The following is a 17034-nucleotide window of genomic DNA, read 5'->3' on the forward strand; positions in this document are numbered from 1 at the left end:
CCATGACCCGGACGCCCGAGCCCCGGGCCGCGGTGCACGCCCGGCCCACCGCCGCCACCGCCGTGCTGGATGTGGTGGTCCCGGTCTACAACGAGGAGGTCGACCTCGGCCCCTGCGTGCGGCGGCTGCACGCGCACCTGACCGCGCACTTCCCGTACCCGTTCCGGATCACGGTGGCCGACAACGCCAGCGTCGACGGCACCCGGGCGGTGGCCGAGGCGCTCGCCGCCGAGCTGCCCGAGGTGGGGGTGCTGCACCTGGCGGAGAAGGGGCGCGGCCGGGCGCTGCGGGCGGCCTGGTCCGCGTCGCCCGCGCCGGTGCTCGCGTACCTGGACGTGGACCTCTCCACCGATCTGGCCGCGCTGCTGCCGCTCGTCGCCCCGCTCCTGTCCGGCCACTCCGACCTGGCCATCGGCACCCGGCTGGCGCGGGCCAGCCGGGTGGTCCGGGGCACCAAGCGGGAGGTGATCTCGCGGGGCTACAACCTGCTGCTGCGCGGTGCGCTCGCGGCGCGTTTCTCCGACGCGCAGTGCGGCTTCAAGGCGATCCGCGCCGACGTGGCGGCGGAGCTGCTGCCGCTGGTCCAGGACACCGGCTGGTTCTTCGACACCGAGCTGCTGGTCCTGGCGCAGCGGGCCGGGTTGCGGATCCATGAGGTGCCGGTCGACTGGGTGGACGACCCGGACAGCCGGGTCGACATCGTCGCCACCGCCCTGGCCGACCTGCGCGGCATCGGACGGCTGGGCCGGGCGCTGCTCACCGGCGCGTTGCCGCTGGCCCGGCTGCGCTCCCAGCTCGGCCGTGCGCCGCTTCCGGCGCCACCGGCGCAGGTGCCGGTCGGGCTGCCCGGTCAGCTCGCCCGCTTCGCCGCCGTGGGGGTGGCGAGCACGCTCGCGTACCTCCTGCTCTTCGTGGCGGCCCGCGGCCCGCTCGGGGCGCAACCGGCGAACCTGCTGGCGCTGCTGCTGACCGCGGTGGCGAACACGGCGGCCAACCGGCGGCTCACATTCGGCGTCACCGGTCGCCGGCACGCCGGGCGGCACCACCTCCAGGGGATGCTCGCGTTCGCACTCGGCCTGGCCCTGACCTCCGGCGCCCTGGCCGTCCTGCACGCGACCACGACCCCACCCCGGGCCGCCGAACTGGCCGTTCTGGTGACGGCCAACCTGACCGCCACCGCCCTGCGCTTCCTCCTGCTCCGCCTGGCCATGCACCACCGCCGCTGACACCGCATTTGTCGATCATGAGGTTTGCGGCATGCGCCACGGCGTGTCGTGCCGCCAACCTCATGATCGACGGTGAGTGGCAGGGTGGGTGGGGTGTACCGGGAACGGGAGGCGGCAGGGGTCCGACGGGCCGTGCGATGGGCGAGCGTCGCGTCCGTGGGCGGGGCGGTGCGGGTGCTGCCGGACGGCTGCCTGGACCTGCTCTGGTCCAGCCGGGTGGGGTTGCTCGTGGCGGGACCGGACCGCACCGCGCAGGTGGGCTGTTCGGTGCCGGGGGAGCGGTGGATCGGGTTGCGCCTGCCCCCGGGGGTCGGGCCGGCCGTGTTCGGGCTGCCCGCCGAGGAGTTGCGGGATCGCCGCGTCCCGCTTGCCGACCTGTGGGGCCGCGCCGCCTCCGACCTGGCCGAACGGGTCGACGAGGCGGCGGCTGACCCGAGTGCTCCGGCTGCCGCGCTGACCGTGGCGGGTTGGTCGGCGGCCGGTGCCGCGATCCTGGAGGAGGTGGCGGGCGCGCGGCTGCGGGCCGCCGGTGGGCCGGACCCGCTCGGCGCCCGGGTGGCCGCCCGGCTGGCCGCCGGGGCGACGGTCGCCGCGACCGCCGCCGAGGTCGGCCTCGGCCCGCGCGCCCTGCACCGGCGCAGCCAGATCCTCTTCGGGTACGGCCCGAAGACGCTCGCCCGGATCCTGCGGATGGGCCGCGCGCTGGACCTGGCCCGTGCCGGCGTGCCGCTCGCCGAGGTCGCCGCGCGGGCCGGGTACGCCGACCAGGCCCACCTCGCCCGCGAGGTGCGGGAGTTGGCCGGGGTGCCGCCGACCCACCTGCTCGCCCCGCCCGTCGACTGACAGGTGCGGCCTCCCGGCCCCCGGCTCATGTCGGTGGGGAGTGGCGCGAACAGGTCGACGCCGTTGCCGTCCGGGTCGTGCAGGACCGCGTACCGCTGTCCCCAGACGGCGTCCCACGGCGGCAACTCCCCGTGGTGGCCGGCGGCGGTCAGGTCGGCGTACCAGCGGTCCACCTCGGCCGGGTCGGCGCAGCGGAACGCGAGGCTCATCCGGGGGCTGCCGGCGGGCGCGGTGAAGCCGGGATGGAAACTCCGGATCGTCTCGACGGTGTCCCAGGCCAGCCGGACGCCGTTGGGAAGGGTGATCTCCACGTGCGGGTCCGCCTCGGCGCCGGCCGGCACCGGCAGCCCCAGTCGGCGATAGAAGTCGAGAGAGCGGGCCATGTCGGTGACGACCGTCCCGACGAGATCGAACTGCGGTGTCATGCCCGCCACGTTAGGTCCACACGGCGCCGGCCGTCTTGAACGGATCGGACGGGCGAGGTGTGCCCGGTGTGCCCGCGCGTATTCGGTCGACCGCGTACGGTAGGGGATGAGTCCGGCTTTGAGGAATGAAGCTCGCATACCGGGCGCACAGCGATGAACCGGCGAGGGAAGGGAAAGTAGCCGTGACGCACCTGGCCTACCTGGACGCGGGATCCGGCAGTCTCATCGTGCAGGCGGTGGTCGGCGGGGTGGCCGGAGTGGCCGTGGCCGCCAAGCTCTACTGGCGGCGCCTGGTGACCCGGTTCCGTCGCCAGCCCACCGACCAGGGCTGACGGCGTGACGGTCCCCGACACCGGCGTCCGCGTCGACCCCGGCTCGTTCCGCGACCCCGGCAACCAGGTCTTCCACCGGGGCGCGGACGTGCTGCGCGGGCTCGACGAGCGGTCCGCCCGCGAGTGGCGGGCGCTCTCCGCCACCGACTTCTACCGCGACCTCACCGCCGCCGGCCACGTCGTCGGCACCGAGGAGCTGACGCCGACCCCGGTCGACACGCCCTGGGCCGCGGTGCTGCGACACGACCGGATCCCGTTCGTCTCGCACCCCTACGAATGGTCGTACGCGATGCTGCGCGACGCGGCGCTGCTGCACCTGGACGTGCTGGGCGCCGCCCTGGACGCCGGCTTCACCACCAAGGACGGGTCGGCCTACAACGTGCAGTGGCGCGGCGCCCGACCGGTCTTCATCGACGTCGGCTCGTTCGAGGCGCACCGCGACGGCGAGCCCTGGGCCGGCTACCGGCAGTTCTGCCAGAGCCTGCTCTACCCGCTGCTCATCCAGGCCCACCTCGGGCTGGACTTCCAGCCGTTCCTGCGGGCCCGGATCGACGGCGTCGAGCCGGACCAGATGCGCCGGCTCTTCGCCGGGGCCCGCCGCTGGCGCGCCGGTGTGCCCACCCACGTGCACCTGCACGGCGCCATGCAGGCCCGCAACTCGCGCGCCAGCACCAGCGACGTCCGCGCCCAGTTGCGCGCCGCCGGGTTCTCCCGGGAGTTGGCCCTGGCCACGGTACGCGGGCTGATCCGGCTGATCCGCCGGCTCGACCACCGGCCCGGCGACAGCCACTGGTCGGACTACCAGCGCACCTGCGCGTACTCGGTGCCGGACCGGCAGGTCAAGGAGGCGTTCGTCGACCGGGCGGTGGCCGCCACCGCGCCCGGCTCGGCCCTGGACCTGGGCGCCAACGACGGCCGGTACGCCCGGATCGCCGCCCGGCACGCCGCGCACGTGGTCGCCGTCGAGCAGGACCCGGCCGTGGTCGACACCCTCTACCGCGCCCTGCGCGACGAGGGGGAGCAGCGGATCCTGCCGCTGGTGATGGACCTGGCCGACCCGTCGCCGGGCGGCGGCTGGCGCGGCGTCGAACGGGCCGCGTTCGCCGACCGGGCCCGCGCGGACATGGTGCTCGCCCTGGCCGTGACGCACCACCTGGCGATCGGCCGGAACGTGCCGCTGCCCGAGGTGCTGGATCACCTCGCCGCGCTCACCGAGACCGGCGGCAGTCTGGTGGTGGAGTTCGTCCACCCCGACGACCCGATGGCCCGCCGGCTGCTAGCCAACAAGCCGGACGGACTCTTCCCGGACTACCGGCGGGAGGTGTTCGAGGCGCTGCTGGCCCGGCACGGACGGGTGGTGGCCCGCGCCGGGCTGCCGTCCGGCACCCGCACCCTCTACCAGGTGGTGGTGGGTGGCTGAGGACACCCTCGCACCGCCACGGGAGCGCCCGGCCGGCACCGACGCGCCCCGGCGGCGGGCCGCCTGGCGGGCCGAGGCGGCGCGGCTGGCGGAGGTGGCGGCGCTTATCGGCCTGGTGGTCACCCAGCCGCTGCTGGACGTCCTTGGCCGCAGCCCCGACTTCTTCCTGTTCCACCGGGCCTCCCGGGCCGACGTGCTGCTCCTGGTCGCCCTGATCGCGGTGGCGCCCACGCTTCCGGTCGCGGCGCTCGGCGCGCTGTCCCTGCTCGGCGGCCGGGCCACCCGGACCGCGGCGCACACCGTGCTCGTCGGACTGCTGCTCGCCGCGCTCGCGGTCCAGGTCGGCCGGCACCTCACGCCGCTCCGGGGCGTACCGCTGCTGCTCGTGGCCGGCGGCGCGGGCGCCGCCGCGACTGTCGCACACCGGCGGTGGCGGACGCTGCGCCGGGTGCTGCGGGTGGCCGCGGTCGGCCCGGCGGTCTTCGTCGGGCTGTTCCTGTTCGCGTCGCCGGCCTCCGCGGTCGTCCTCCCGAGGGGCGACGGCGGCGCGGCCGGCGTGGCCGGAGCGGGCGCCCACCCGCCGGTGGTCATGATCGTGCTGGACGAACTGCCGCTGGTGTCGCTGCTCGGCCCGGACGGCCGGATCGACGCCACCCGCTATCCGAACTTCGCCGCGCTGGCCGGCGGATCGACCTGGTACCGCAACGCCACCGGGGTCAGTGGCTGGACGCCATACGCGCTGCCGGCGATGCTCAGCGGCCGGTACCCGGAACGGGGCGTGGCACCGCACTACTCGCAGTACCCGGACAACCTGTTCACCGCGCTCGGCGGCCTCTACCGGATCAAGGCCGAGGAGAGCATCACCCGGCTCTGCCCGCCCAGCCGATGCGAGCAGCCGACCAGCCCGCCACAGGGATTCGGGGTGCTGGCCCGGGAGAGCGGCAACCTGCTGCGCCAACTCGCCGCGCCGGTGGACAGCCGGGTCGACCCGGAGGACTCCTACCGGGAACAGACCGCCGCCGAGGCCGGGCTGGACGCCGCCGAGCCCGTGCCCGACGACCCGAAGTTCCGCTGGGACACCCTCGACGACAACCAGCCCGCCCGGTTCACCTCGTTCCTCGCCGGGCTGCGCCCCGCCGACCAGCCCACGCTGCACTTCCTGCACCTGCTGATGCCGCACTCGCCGTGGGCGTACCTGCCGTCGGGGGCGCACTACGACGCGCCGGAGGACCTGCCCAACGACGGCGCCGGCTGGGACGACCTGGCCCGGGCCCGGCACCTGGCCCAACTCGGCTACACCGACCGGCTGATCGGCGAGACGCTGCGCACGCTGCGCGCCACCGGCCTCTACGACCAGGCGCTGGTGATGGTCACCGCCGACCACGGGGTCAGCTTCCGCCGGGACTGGCAGGGACGCGGGATGGGCGCCATCGACCACGCCGCGAACGAGGTGGCCTGGGTGCCGATGTTCGTCAAGGAGCCCGGCCAGCGCGCCGGCCGGGTGGACGACCGCAACTGGGAGCACGTCGACCTGCTGCCCACCATCGCCGACGAGACCCACATCCGGGTGCCCTGGCGGATGGACGGCGTCTCGGCCAAGGCCGCCCCGCGCCAGCGGGCCGACAAACGCTTCTACGACCGCCCCGGGCAGCCGGTGACGATCACCGGCGGCGTGCCCGCGCCGGTGCCGCTGCCCCCCGCCGACCCGCTTGTCGGCAGGCGGGTCGGGACCGCGCCGGCCGGCGGATCCGCCACCGTGGCGAACCGCGCCGCGTTCGACACGGTCGACCCGTCGCGCGGGCTGCCCGCGCTGGTCTGGGGCACCGTGCCCGACTCGGTGCCGGACGGCACCCGGCTCGCGGTCGCGGTCAACGGGACGGTCGGCGCGGTGGTGCCGGTGGTGCCACCTGACGTCGGCGGGCGGCGGTTCGCCGCGTTCCTCCCCGACGACCGGCTCTTCGCCGCCGGCGCCAACCGCCTCGACCTCTACCGGGTCGACGCCGGGGGCGCGCTGCGCCGGCTCACGCTCTCCTGACCGCGTCCCCACCGGTTCCCGACCCGGCCCACACCGGTTTCCGACCCGGCCCGCACCGGTTTCCGACCCGGCAAGTCGGGAATGAGGTGACGCATACCTCACCCCGAAACCACGCCGGGCGTTGTCCCCCGCACCGTGATTACGGTAGAAGCGAAGGCAATTCAACGAAGATCTTGCCGGCGAAGCGAGGAACAGATGACGGAAGTCAAGCTCGACCACCCCGGTGGGCAGTTGTCGATGCCGGTGCAGTCCGCGGTCGAAGGCCCCGCCGGCATCGGGGTGAGCAAGCTGCTCAAGGAAACCGGGATGACCACGTACGACCCCGGTTTCGTCAACACCGCGTCCTGCTCGTCCGCGATCACCTACATCGACGGTGACGCGGGGATCCTGCGGTACCGCGGCTACCCGATCGACCAACTGGCCGAGAAGTCCTCCTTCCTGGAGGTCTCCTACCTGCTGATCTACGGCGAACTGCCGACCCAGACGCAGCTCACCGAGTTCAGTGAGCGGATCCGGCGGCACTCGCTGCTGCACGAGGAGATGCGCCGCTTCTTCGACGGTTTCCCCCGCGAGGCGCACCCGATGGCCGTGCTCTCCTCGGCCGTCAGCGCCATCTCGACCTTCTACCAGGACAGCCTGGACCCGTTCGACTCCGAGCACGTGGAGATGTCGACGGTGCGGCTGATGGCGAAGGTGCCCACCATCGCCTCGTACGCCTACAAGAAGGCGATCGGCCAGCCGCTGCTCTACCCGGACAACTCCCTCGGCTACGTCGAGAACTTCCTGCGGATGACGTTCGGCGTGCCGGCCGAGGAGTACGAGGTCGACCCGGTGGTCGCCCGGGCGCTGGACATGCTGTTCATCCTGCACGCCGACCACGAGCAGAACTGCTCCACCTCGACCGTGCGGCTGGTCGGCTCCAGCAACGCCAACCTGTTCGCCTCGGTCTCGGCCGGCGTGAACGCGCTGTTCGGCCCGCTGCACGGCGGCGCCAACCAGGCCGTGCTGGAGATGCTCCAGAAGATCCAGGCCGACGGCGGCGACGTCCGCTCCTTCGTGCAGAAGGTGAAGGACAAGCAGGACGGCGTGAAGCTGATGGGCTTCGGGCACCGGGTCTACAAGAACTACGACCCGCGCGCCGCGATCGTGAAGAAGGCCGCCCAGGACGTGCTCGACCGGATGGCCAAGCCGGACCCGCTGCTGGACCTCGCGATGCAGTTGGAGGAGATCGCGCTCGACGACGACTTCTTCGTCTCCCGGCGGCTCTACCCGAACGTGGACTTCTACACCGGCCTGATCTACAAGGCCATGGGCTTCCCGACGAAGATGTTCACGGTGCTGTTCGCCCTGGGCCGGCTCCCCGGCTGGATCGCGCAGTGGCGCGAGATGATCAACGACCCGGAGACCAAGATCGGCCGTCCGCGGCAGCTCTACACCGGAGCCCCCGAGCGGCAGTACCTCCCCGCCGCCAACCGCTGAGGGTGTAAGGCGGGGGCCCCGCTTAACGCATTCGGTATAGGCGGGGCCCCTTCTTAACCACCGCCGACGAGTGAGGCCGCCGACCCTGTGCAGGGGTCGGCGGCCTTTCCCGTGCTCCGGGGTACGGGGCGTTAAGCGGGGCCCCCGCCTCTACCGAATGCGTTAAGCGGGGCCCCCGCCTTTCACCTCAGGCCGGCGATGCGCTGTTTGGCGCGGGTGGCGGTGCGGGTCGGGTCCGCGGCGGCGTACGCGGCGGCCGTGCGGGACGCGATGGCCGACCAGCCGTAGCGCTCGTGCACCACGGCGCGGGCGCGACGGGCCAGCGCGCGGGCCCGGTCGGTGTCGGCGAGCACCGCGTGCACCGCCTCGCCGAGCGCATCCGGGTCCTGCGGGTCGAACGTCATCCCGGTGACGCCCGGCTCGACGATCTCGGCCAGCCCGCCGGTGCGCGACACCGCAAGCGGAGCGCCCGCGGCGGCGCCCTCCAGTGCGACCATGCCGAACGGCTCGTAGATGCTGGGCACCGCGAAGCAGTCCGAGGCGGCCATCACCGCGGGCAGGTCGGTGCCGCCGAGGAACCCGGGCATGCTCACCGTGTCGCCCAGCCCGAGCCGGCGCACCTCGGCCTCCAGCTCCGCCCGGTACGGGCCGTCGCCGACGATCACGGCGCGCAGCCCGGGGTGCCGGTCCCGCAGCCGGGGCAGCGCGGCCAGCAGGTGCTGCACGCCCTTCTCGTAGACGAGCCGGCCGGCGAAGGTGACAAGTGGGCCGTCGGCGGCGAAGCGGGCCCGGGCGGCGGCGACGGCCGAGGCGGGCGCCCGCCAGCGGTGCGCGTCCACGCCGTTGGGGACCACGTCGACCCGGGACGGGTCCACGCCGAACAACGCGCCGACCTCGTCGCGCATGTGGCCGGAGCAGACGATCACCCGGCCGGACTCGCCGGTCAGCCAGTGCTCGACGCCGTGGATGGTGCGGTTCATCTCCGCCGGCAGCCAGCCCTGGTGCCGCCCGGCCTCGGTGGCGTGGATGGTGGTGACGAGCGGCACGTCCAGGTGCTCGCGCAGCGTCATCGCGGTGTGCGCGACGAGCCAGTCGTGGGCGTGGATCACGTCGTACGCGCCGGACTGGGCGGCGCGCAGGGCGGCGCGGGTGAGGCTGTGGTTGAACGCCATGGTCCAGGCGAGCAGGGAGTCGGTGGCGAGGGGGAAGCGCACCGGATCCTCGGCGGCGCGGACGATCCGGACGCCGTCGGCGTACTCCTCCAGGGGTGCGCCCTCGGCGTGCCTGGTGACGACGGTGACCTCGTGCCCGGCGGCGGCCAGGGCGACGGAGAGCGCGTGCACGTGGCGGCCGAGGCCACCGACCAGCACCGGCGGGTACTCCCACGACAGCATCAGGATGCGCCGGGCCCGGGGCGCGACGCCGGGGTGCGGCGGCGCGGTCGGGCGGGAGGTGAGGGTGGGCCGGTGGCGCCGGTCCGTCGCGGTGGCGGTCTGCGCGCCGGCCCGCAGAGAGGTCACTTCGATCTCCGTCCATGCATGGGGGGACACGCCGGCGTCGGTGACGGCGGGGGACAGCGGTGAGGGTGGCCGAACGGCCGGGGGCGGTCCCGCGCGGGCGCGGGTCCGCGCTTCAGGAAAGTGCATCGGGCGCGCGGGCGCATCTCGAATCCGACGATCGTGACGGACGACAGCCGGGGCGTTTCGGTTTACCGTCCGAACGGGTGGATTGGTGGCGGGTACGGCGGGGCATCATCGGCGTGCGTGCCGGCCGCCCGTCCGGTGCGCTCATGATCATGGCCCGAAGGAGCGACATGCAGGTCTGGCCGGGCGAGAGTTACCCCCTCGGCGCCACCTACGACGGGATGGGCACCAACTTCGCGATCTTCTCCGAGGTGGCGCAGAAGGTCGAGCTGTGCCTGTTCGACGAGTGGGACATCGGCACCGAGCGTCGGGTCGAGCTGCGTGAGGTCGACGCGTACGTGTGGCACGCCTACATTCCGGGCATCGAGCCCGGCCAGCGCTACGGCTACCGGGTGCACGGGCCGTGGGATCCCGCCAACGGGCTGCGGTGCAACCCGCACAAGCTGCTGCTCGACCCGTACGCGAAGGCGGTCGACGGTGAGGTCTCCTGGGACCCGGCGGTCTACGACTACGAGGTGGGCGGCGACCCGGACCTGATGAACACCGCCGACTCGGCGCCGCACATGCCGAAGTCGGTGGTGGTGAACCCGTACTTCGACTGGGGCAACGACAAGCCGCCGCGCACGCCATACCACCACTCGGTGATCTACGAGGCGCACGTGCGCGGGCTGACCATGCGGCACCCGGACATCCCGGAGGAGATGCGCGGCACGTACGCGGCGATCGCCTCGCCGGTGATGATCGAGCACTTCCAGCGGCTCGGGGTGACCGCGGTCGAGTTGATGCCGGTGCACGAGTTCGTGCACGACCACCGCCTCGTCGACCTGGGACTGCGCAACTACTGGGGCTACAACACGATCGGCTTCTTCGCCCCGCACCACGGCTACTCGGCGCTGGGCCGGCTCGGTCAGCAGGTGCAGGAGTTCCGCGGCATGGTCAAGGCGCTGCACGCCGCCGGCATCGAGGTCATCCTCGACGTGGTCTACAACCACACCGCCGAGGGCAACCACCTCGGGCCGTCGCTGAGTTTCAAGGGCATCGACACCCCGAGCTACTACCGGTTGTCGGAGGAGGACCGGCGGTACTTCGTCGACTACACCGGCACCGGCAACAGCCTCAACGTGCGCAGCCCGCACTCGCTCCAACTGATCATGGACTCGTTGCGATACTGGGTCACCGAGATGCACGTCGACGGCTTCCGGTTCGACCTGGCGGCCACCCTCGCGCGCGAGTTCTACGAGGTGGACCGCCTCTCCACCTTCTTCGAGGTGGTGCAGCAGGACCCGGTGGTCGGCCGGGTGAAGCTGATCGCCGAACCGTGGGACATCGGGCCCGGCGGCTACCAGGTGGGCAACTTCCCGCCGCAGTGGACCGAGTGGAACGGCAAGTACCGCGACACTGTACGCGACTTCTGGCGCGGCGAGCCGGCCACGCTCGCCGAGTTCGCGTCCCGCATCTCCGGCTCCGCCGACCTCTACCAGGACGACGGTCGCCGCCCGTTCCACAGCATCAACTTCGTCACCTGCCACGACGGCTTCACGCTCGCCGACCTCGTGTCGTACAACGACAAGCACAACGAGGCCAACGGCGAGGAGAACCGGGACGGGGAGAGCCACAACCGCTCCTGGAACTGCGGCGTCGAGGGCGACACCGACGACCCGGGCGTGCGGGCGTTGCGGGCCCGGCAGCGGCGCAACTTCCTGGCCACCCTGATCCTGTCCCAGGGCGTGCCGATGCTCGGGCACGGCGACGAGCTGGGCCGCACCCAGGGCGGCAACAACAACGCCTACTGCCAGGACAGCGAGCTGGCCTGGGTGGACTGGGAACGGGCCGACGACGAACTGCTCGGGTTCGTGCGGCGGCTCACCGACTTCCGCAACCGGCACCAGGTGTTCCGCCGCCGCCGGTTCTTCACCGGGCTGCCGGTCGGCGGTCGGGCCGCCGACTCCGGCCTGCCCGACCTGGCCTGGTACACCCCGGACGGCCGGGAGATGACAGGCGAGGACTGGGGCAACGACTTCGGCCGCTCGGTGGCCCTGTTCGTCAACGGCGACGGCATCCCGGAGCGCGGCCAGTACGGCCAGCGCCACCGGGACAGCTCCTTCCTGCTGCTGTTCAACGCGCACGACGCGCCGCTGGACTTCACGCTGCCCGGCGCGGAGTTCGGCCCCGGGTGGGAGCTGGTGATCAGCACCGCGGAACCGGATCCGGAGAAGACGACAGTGGTGGAGGCGGCCGGCACGGTCTGCGTACCGGACCGTTCGCTGCTGGTCCTGGAGAGGACGCCCTGACCATGCCCGAAACCCCCCGCTCGACCTACCGGGTGCAGGTGCGCCCCGGCTTCGACCTGGACGACACCGCCGACCTGTCCGACTACCTGGCCGCGCTCGGCGTCACCCACCTCTACACCGCGCCCCTGCTCACCGCCACCCCCGGCTCGCCGCACGGCTACGACGTGGTCGACCACCGCGCGGTCAACCCGGAGCTGGGCGGCGAGGCCGGCCGGCAGCGGCTTGTCCGGGCGCTGCGCGCGGCCGGGCTGGGGCTGGTCGTGGACATCGTGCCCAACCACGCCGGGGTGGCCCGGCCGGCGGCCAACCCGGCCTGGTGGGACGTGCTGCGGCGGGGGCGCGACTCGGCGTACGCGGACTGGTTCGACGTCGACTGGGACCGGGGCCGGCTGCTGCTGCCGGTCCTCGCCGACGCACCCGACGCCCTGGACGACCTCAAACTCGTCGACGGGGAACTGCGCTACCACGAGCACCGCTTCCCGGTCGCCGACGGCACCGGTGACGGCACGCCCCGCGAGGTGCACGACCGGCAGCGCTACGAGCTGGTGAACTGGCGGCGCGGCGACACCGAGCTGACGTACCGCCGGTTCTTCGCCGTCTCCGACCTGGCCGGGCTGCGGGTGGAGGACCGGGGCGTCTTCGACGCCACCCACGCGGAGATCCTGCGCTGGGTCGACGCCGGGGACGTCGACGGCATCCGGGTGGACCACCCGGACGGGTTGCGCGACCCCGCCGGCTACCTGGCCTGGGTGCGCGCCGCCGCGCCGGACCACTGGCTTGTGGTGGAGAAGATCCTGGAGTACGGCGAGGACCTGCCGGACTGGCCGGTCGACGGCACGACCGGCTACGACGCGCTGGCCGCCGTCAGCGGGCTCTTCGTCGACCCGGCCGCCGAACCGGACTTCACCACGCTCGACGGTCGGCTCACCGGCCGGCACACCTCCTGGGAGGACCTGACCCACGCCACCAAGCTCGAAGCCGCCACCCGGCTGCTCGCCGCCGAGCTGACCCGCCTCGCCGCGCTCGTGCCCGAGCTGCCCGCCGAGCAGGTCCGCGCCGCCCTGGCCGAGCTGGCCGCCTGCTTCCCGGTCTACCGCGGCTATCCGCCCGAGGGCGCCCGGCATCTCGCCGCCGCCCGCAGCGAGGCCGGCCGCCGCCGCCCCGACCTGACCGGCGTGCTGGACCAGGTCACCGCCCGGCTCCGCGACCCCGGCCACGAGCTGGCCGCCCGGTTCCCGCAGCTCACCGGTGCGGTGATGGCCAAGGGGGTGGAGGACACCGCCTACTACCGGTGGAGCCGGTTCGTGGCGCTCAACGAGGTGGGCGGCAGCCCCGCCCACTTCGGCGTGCCCCCGGCCGAGCTGCACCGCTTCGCCACCGCCCGCCAGGTGCGCTGGCCGGCGAGCATGACCACGCTCTCCACCCACGACACCAAACGCGGCGAGGACGTCCGCGCCCGGCTGGCGGTGCTGAGCGAGATGCCCGGCCGCTGGGCCGAGCGGGTCGCCGACTGGATGTCCCGGGCGCCACTTGCCGACCCGGCGCTGGCCCACCTGCTCTGGCAGACCGCCGTCGGGGCCTGGCCGATCGAGCGGGACCGCCTGCACGGGTACGCCGAGAAGGCCGCCCGGGAGGCGTCGGTGAGCACGAGCTGGGCCGACCCCGACCCGGCCTTCGAGCACGAGATGCACGCCCTGGTCGACCGGATGTACGACGACCCGGAGCTGCACGCCCAGATCACCGCGTTCGCCGCCGAGATCACCCCGGCCGGCTGGTCCAACGCGCTCGGGCAGAAGCTTGTGCAGCTCGCCATGCCCGGCGTGCCGGACACCTACCAGGGCACCGAACTGTGGGAGAACTCGCTCGTCGACCCGGACAACCGCCGCCCGGTCGACTTCGCCGTACGCCGGGACATGCTGGCCCGGCTCGACGCCGGCTGGCAGCCGGCGGTGGCCGCCGACGGCGCGGCCAAGCTGCTCGTGGTCTCCCGCACGCTGCGGCTGCGCCGCGACCACCCGGAGCTGTTCACCGGCTACCGGCCGGCGCCGGCGCGCGGCCCGGCCGCCGCGCACGCGGTGGCCTTCGACCGGGGCGGCGCGATCGCGGTGGCGACCCGGCTGCCGCTGCGGCTGGCCCGCGCCGGCGGCTGGCGGGACACGGCCCTGTCACTTCCCGTTCACGGTGTGACAGACGTGTTCACCGGTCGGGTCTACAGTGGTGCTGAGCTGCTCCTGGATGATCTGCTGAGCACCTGTCCCGTCGCCCTCCTCGCACCCACCGACCCAGCGGAGGTCGCCGCATGACCGAATTCACGGTGTGGGCGCCCGAGGCCGCCCGGGTGCGGCTGCGCCGGCCCGGCGCCGCCGACCACGACATGCGTCCCGGGCGCGACGGCTGGTGGCGGGTCGAGGCGCCGGACGCCGGGCCGGGCACCGACTACGCGTTCCTGCTCGACGACGACGAGCAGGCGCTGCCCGACCCCCGGTCGGCCTGGCAGCCGGCCGGCGTGCACGGCCCCAGCCGGGTGTACGACCAGTCGGCGTTCGCCTGGACCGACCGCGCCTGGACCGGCCGGCAACTGCCCGGCAGTGTCCTCTACGAGCTGCACGTCGGCACGTTCACTCAGGAGGGCACGTTCGACGCCGCCGTCGCCAAGCTCGACCACCTGGTCGACCTCGGTGTCGACCTGGTCGAGCTGCTGCCGGTCAACGCGTTCAACGGCGAGCACAACTGGGGCTACGACGGGGTCTGCTGGTATGCGCCGCACGAGCCCTACGGCGGGCCGGACGGGCTGAAACGGTTCGTGGACGCCGCCCACGCCAAGGGCCTGGGGGTGATCCTCGACGTCGTCTACAACCATTTCGGGCCCTCCGGGGCCTACGCGCCACGGTTCGCGCCCTACCTCGCCGAGCAGAGCAACACCTGGGGCCGCACGGTCAACCTGGACGGCCCGCACTCCGACGGCGTGCGCCGCTACATCGTCGACAGCGTGCTCATGTGGCTGCGCGACTACCACATCGACGGGCTGCGGCTGGACGCCGTGCACGCGATGCCCGACGGCCGCGCCACCCACTGGCTGGCGGAGGTGGCCGCCGAGGTCGAGTCGCTGTCCACCGCCCTGGGTCGGCCGCTGTCGCTGATCGCCGAGTCCGACCTGAACGACCCGACGCTCATCACCCCGCGCGAGGCCGGCGGCTACGGCCTGCACGCCCAGTGGAACGACGACGCCCACCACGCGCTGCACACGCTGCTGACCGGCGAGCGGCAGGGCTACTACGCCGACTTCGGCTCGCTGGAATGCCTCACCGACGTGCTGACCGGCGCGTTCTTCCACGCCGGCACCTGGTCCAGCTTCCGCCACCGCAGCCACGGCCGCCCGGTCGACCGGCAGCGCACGCCCGGCCACCGGTTCGTCGCCTACCTCCAGAACCACGACCAGATCGGCAACCGGGCCACCGGCGACCGGATCTCCGCCACCCTCTCGGCCGGGATGCTGCGGGTCGGCGCCACGCTGCTGATGACCGCGCCGTTCACCCCGATGCTGTTCATGGGGGAGGAGTGGGCCGCGACCACGCCGTGGCAGTTCTTCACCAGCCACCCCGAGCCGGAGCTGGCGGTCGCGGTGGCCACCGGCCGCCGGCGTGAGTTCGCCGCGCACGGGTGGGCCACCGACGACGTGCCCGACCCGCAGGACCCGCAGACGTTCGCGCGGTCCCGGCTCGACTGGGCCGAGCTGGACAAACCCGAACACCGCGAGATGTACGAGTTCCACCGGCGGCTGATCGCGCTGCGCAAGTCCCGACCCGACCTGTCCGACCCCCGGCTGCACCGGGTCGAGGTGCGCCACGGCGACCAGTTCCTGGTGATGCGGCGCGGCGACACGCTCGTGGTGGCCAACCTGGCCGACCGGCCGCAACGGGTCAACCTGCCCGGGGTGGTGCGCCGGGTGCTGCTCGCCACCTCCGAGGGGGTCACGGTGATGCGCGACGGCCTCCAACTGCCGGCCGAGAGCGCGGCGATCGTCTCACTCTGACCGAGCCCGCCGGGTTGACGTTGACGTAGGTGTCAACGTTCTAGCCTCACCCCGTGCGTGAAGGAATGAGCGAGATGCGCGTCGGCGAACTGGCTCGCAGGTGCGGCGTCAGCGCCCGCGCCGTGCGCTACTACGAACAGCGGGGCCTCATCGCCGCGCGTCGTGCCGTCAACGGCTATCGGGAGTACGACGAGTCGATGGCGGTCCCCCTCGACCGGCGGATCGCCGCCTTGCAGGAGTTGCGGAGGCGGCTCGTCCGACAGGTCGAGGCGACCCGGACGGCGATGGCGGACGGCGGTGCGGGGTCATGAGATTCGGGCTCTCCCTCGAACCGCAGTCGTGGCCGCGCGCCGCCGGCGCCGCCATGCTCAGCGTGGCGCGTGACGCCGAACGGATCGGCCTGGACCACGTGCTCATGGCCAACCACGTCCTGGCGAACCCGAACGGCGCCGGCTTCGATCCGGTGGTGCTGCTGGCGGCGGTCGCCGGCGCGACGACCCGGATCGGCATCGCGACGAGCGTGCTGGTCCTGCCGTACTACCAGCCCGTCGTGCTGGCCAGCCAACTCGCGACGCTTGACGTCCTGTCGGCGGGTCGGCTGGCGGTGGCTGTCGGCACCGGGTGGAACCCACGGGAGTTCGACGCGCTGGGGGTGCCGATCCGGCTGCGGGGCCGGCGGACCGACGAGAGCCTTGAGATCATGAAGGCACTCTGGTCCGGTGCCTCCACGGAGCTGGACGACAGGTTCGCCGCTCTCCGTGACGTGACCCTTGGCGTCTCGCCGTACCGACCCGGCGGCCCCCGGGTCTGGGTCGGCGGACACAGCGACGCGGCCCTGCGGCGTGCGGTGCGGTTCGGCGACGGCTGGCACGGCTCCGGAATCAGCCACGACGAGGCGCGTGGGGTCCGGCGCCGGATCGAGGAAGTGGCGGCCGGCGCGGGTCGTGACCCGGCGACGATCGAGATCAGCACGGTCGGGTTCCTGGTGCCACCCGGAATGCCGGCGGTCCGGCCCGCGCCGGGCCGGCTGCTCGGCGGACCCGACGCCACCGCCGACGCCATCGTCGACGACCTGTGCGAACTGGCCGAGGCCGGCGTGTCGATGTGCTCGCTGTGGATTCCCGTCGACGGTCGCCTGATGGGCGAGGTGTCGGAGTGGCTGGCCCACGAGGTTCTGCCCCGGGTGGGCGCCACGGCCGGTCCGGCCCTACCGTCGGCTGGTCCGCCAGCAACGGGAGGGCGTGCCCGTCAGTGACGGCGCGGCTCGGGCCAGAAACCGTGCGAGCGCGGCGAGTTCACGGGGCACC

The 17034-nt window shown here is 73.4% G+C and carries 12 protein-coding genes and 1 pseudogene; 11 read left to right on the plus strand and 2 right to left on the minus strand.

Annotated features, from left to right (window positions below):
* The first annotated feature begins 2 nt into the window (after positions 1–2).
* Both SM450_RS29800 and SM450_RS29805 read left to right on the plus strand, forming a co-directional pair.
* A complete protein-coding gene (locus SM450_RS29800) occupies positions 3–1226 on the plus strand; it encodes a bifunctional glycosyltransferase family 2/GtrA family protein (protein WP_474623112.1) in 1224 nt (407 codons plus the stop codon).
* 156 nt (positions 1227–1382) lie between these two features.
* Positions 1383–2069, plus strand: a complete 687-nt coding sequence (locus SM450_RS29805) for a helix-turn-helix domain-containing protein (RefSeq protein ID WP_474623113.1) — start codon at positions 1383–1385, stop codon at positions 2067–2069.
* 35 nt (positions 2070–2104) lie between these two features.
* Here the strand turns inward: SM450_RS29805 and SM450_RS29810 are convergent.
* Positions 2105–2494: pseudogene (locus SM450_RS29810) on the minus strand (VOC family protein); the annotation flags it as partial.
* A gap of 182 nt (positions 2495–2676) precedes the next feature.
* Between SM450_RS29810 and SM450_RS29815 the strand changes: the two are divergent.
* The 4 genes from SM450_RS29815 to SM450_RS29830 all read left to right on the plus strand — a co-directional run bounded on the left by SM450_RS29815 (position 2677) and on the right by SM450_RS29830 (position 7760).
* Positions 2677–2826 (plus strand): hypothetical protein, encoded by a 150-nt coding sequence (locus SM450_RS29815; RefSeq protein WP_343441732.1) that lies wholly within the window; start codon positions 2677–2679, stop codon positions 2824–2826.
* 4 nt (positions 2827–2830) lie between these two features.
* Positions 2831–4246 carry a methyltransferase domain-containing protein gene (locus SM450_RS29820; protein WP_474623114.1) on the plus strand — a complete coding sequence of 472 codons (1416 nt, stop codon included), beginning with the start codon at positions 2831–2833 and terminating at the stop codon, positions 4244–4246.
* Positions 4239–6281: a sulfatase-like hydrolase/transferase gene (locus SM450_RS29825; protein WP_474623115.1), complete on the plus strand. Its 2043-nt coding sequence runs from the start codon at positions 4239–4241 to the stop codon at positions 6279–6281. The genes SM450_RS29820 and SM450_RS29825 overlap by 8 nt, the downstream gene beginning before the upstream one ends.
* Positions 6282–6476: 195 nt before the next feature.
* On the plus strand, positions 6477–7760 hold the full coding sequence (locus SM450_RS29830) for a citrate synthase (RefSeq protein ID WP_474623116.1): 1284 nt from the start codon (positions 6477–6479) through the stop codon (positions 7758–7760).
* 182 nt (positions 7761–7942) lie between these two features.
* Here the strand turns inward: SM450_RS29830 and SM450_RS29835 are convergent, their stop codons facing one another.
* Positions 7943–9280, minus strand: coding sequence for a glycosyltransferase family 4 protein (locus SM450_RS29835; RefSeq protein ID WP_474623117.1), 1338 nt, complete (start codon positions 9278–9280; stop codon positions 7943–7945).
* A gap of 293 nt (positions 9281–9573) precedes the next feature.
* Between SM450_RS29835 and glgX the strand changes: the two genes are divergently transcribed.
* From glgX to SM450_RS29860, 5 genes are read left to right on the plus strand one after another with little or no spacing between them, the layout of a single operon-like run.
* Complete coding sequence (gene glgX / locus SM450_RS29840; protein WP_474623118.1) at positions 9574–11694, plus strand: glycogen debranching protein GlgX; 2121 nt, start codon at positions 9574–9576, stop codon at positions 11692–11694.
* Positions 11695–11696: 2 nt separating this feature from the next.
* A complete protein-coding gene (gene treY / locus SM450_RS29845) occupies positions 11697–13997 on the plus strand; it encodes a malto-oligosyltrehalose synthase (protein WP_474623119.1) in 2301 nt (766 codons plus the stop codon).
* Positions 13994–15727, plus strand: coding sequence for a malto-oligosyltrehalose trehalohydrolase (treZ, locus tag SM450_RS29850; RefSeq protein ID WP_474623120.1), 1734 nt, complete (start codon positions 13994–13996; stop codon positions 15725–15727). The genes treY and treZ overlap by 4 nt, the downstream gene beginning before the upstream one ends.
* Positions 15728–15780: 53 nt before the next feature.
* Positions 15781–16038 (plus strand): MerR family DNA-binding transcriptional regulator, encoded by a 258-nt coding sequence (locus tag SM450_RS29855; protein WP_474623121.1) that lies wholly within the window; start codon positions 15781–15783, stop codon positions 16036–16038.
* Positions 16035–16982, plus strand: coding sequence for a TIGR03619 family F420-dependent LLM class oxidoreductase (locus SM450_RS29860; protein WP_474623122.1), 948 nt, complete (start codon positions 16035–16037; stop codon positions 16980–16982). Before SM450_RS29855 ends, SM450_RS29860 begins: the two co-directional genes overlap by 4 nt.
* Positions 16983–17034 lie beyond the last annotated feature (52 nt).

Source organism: Micromonospora marincola (assembly GCF_056150385.1).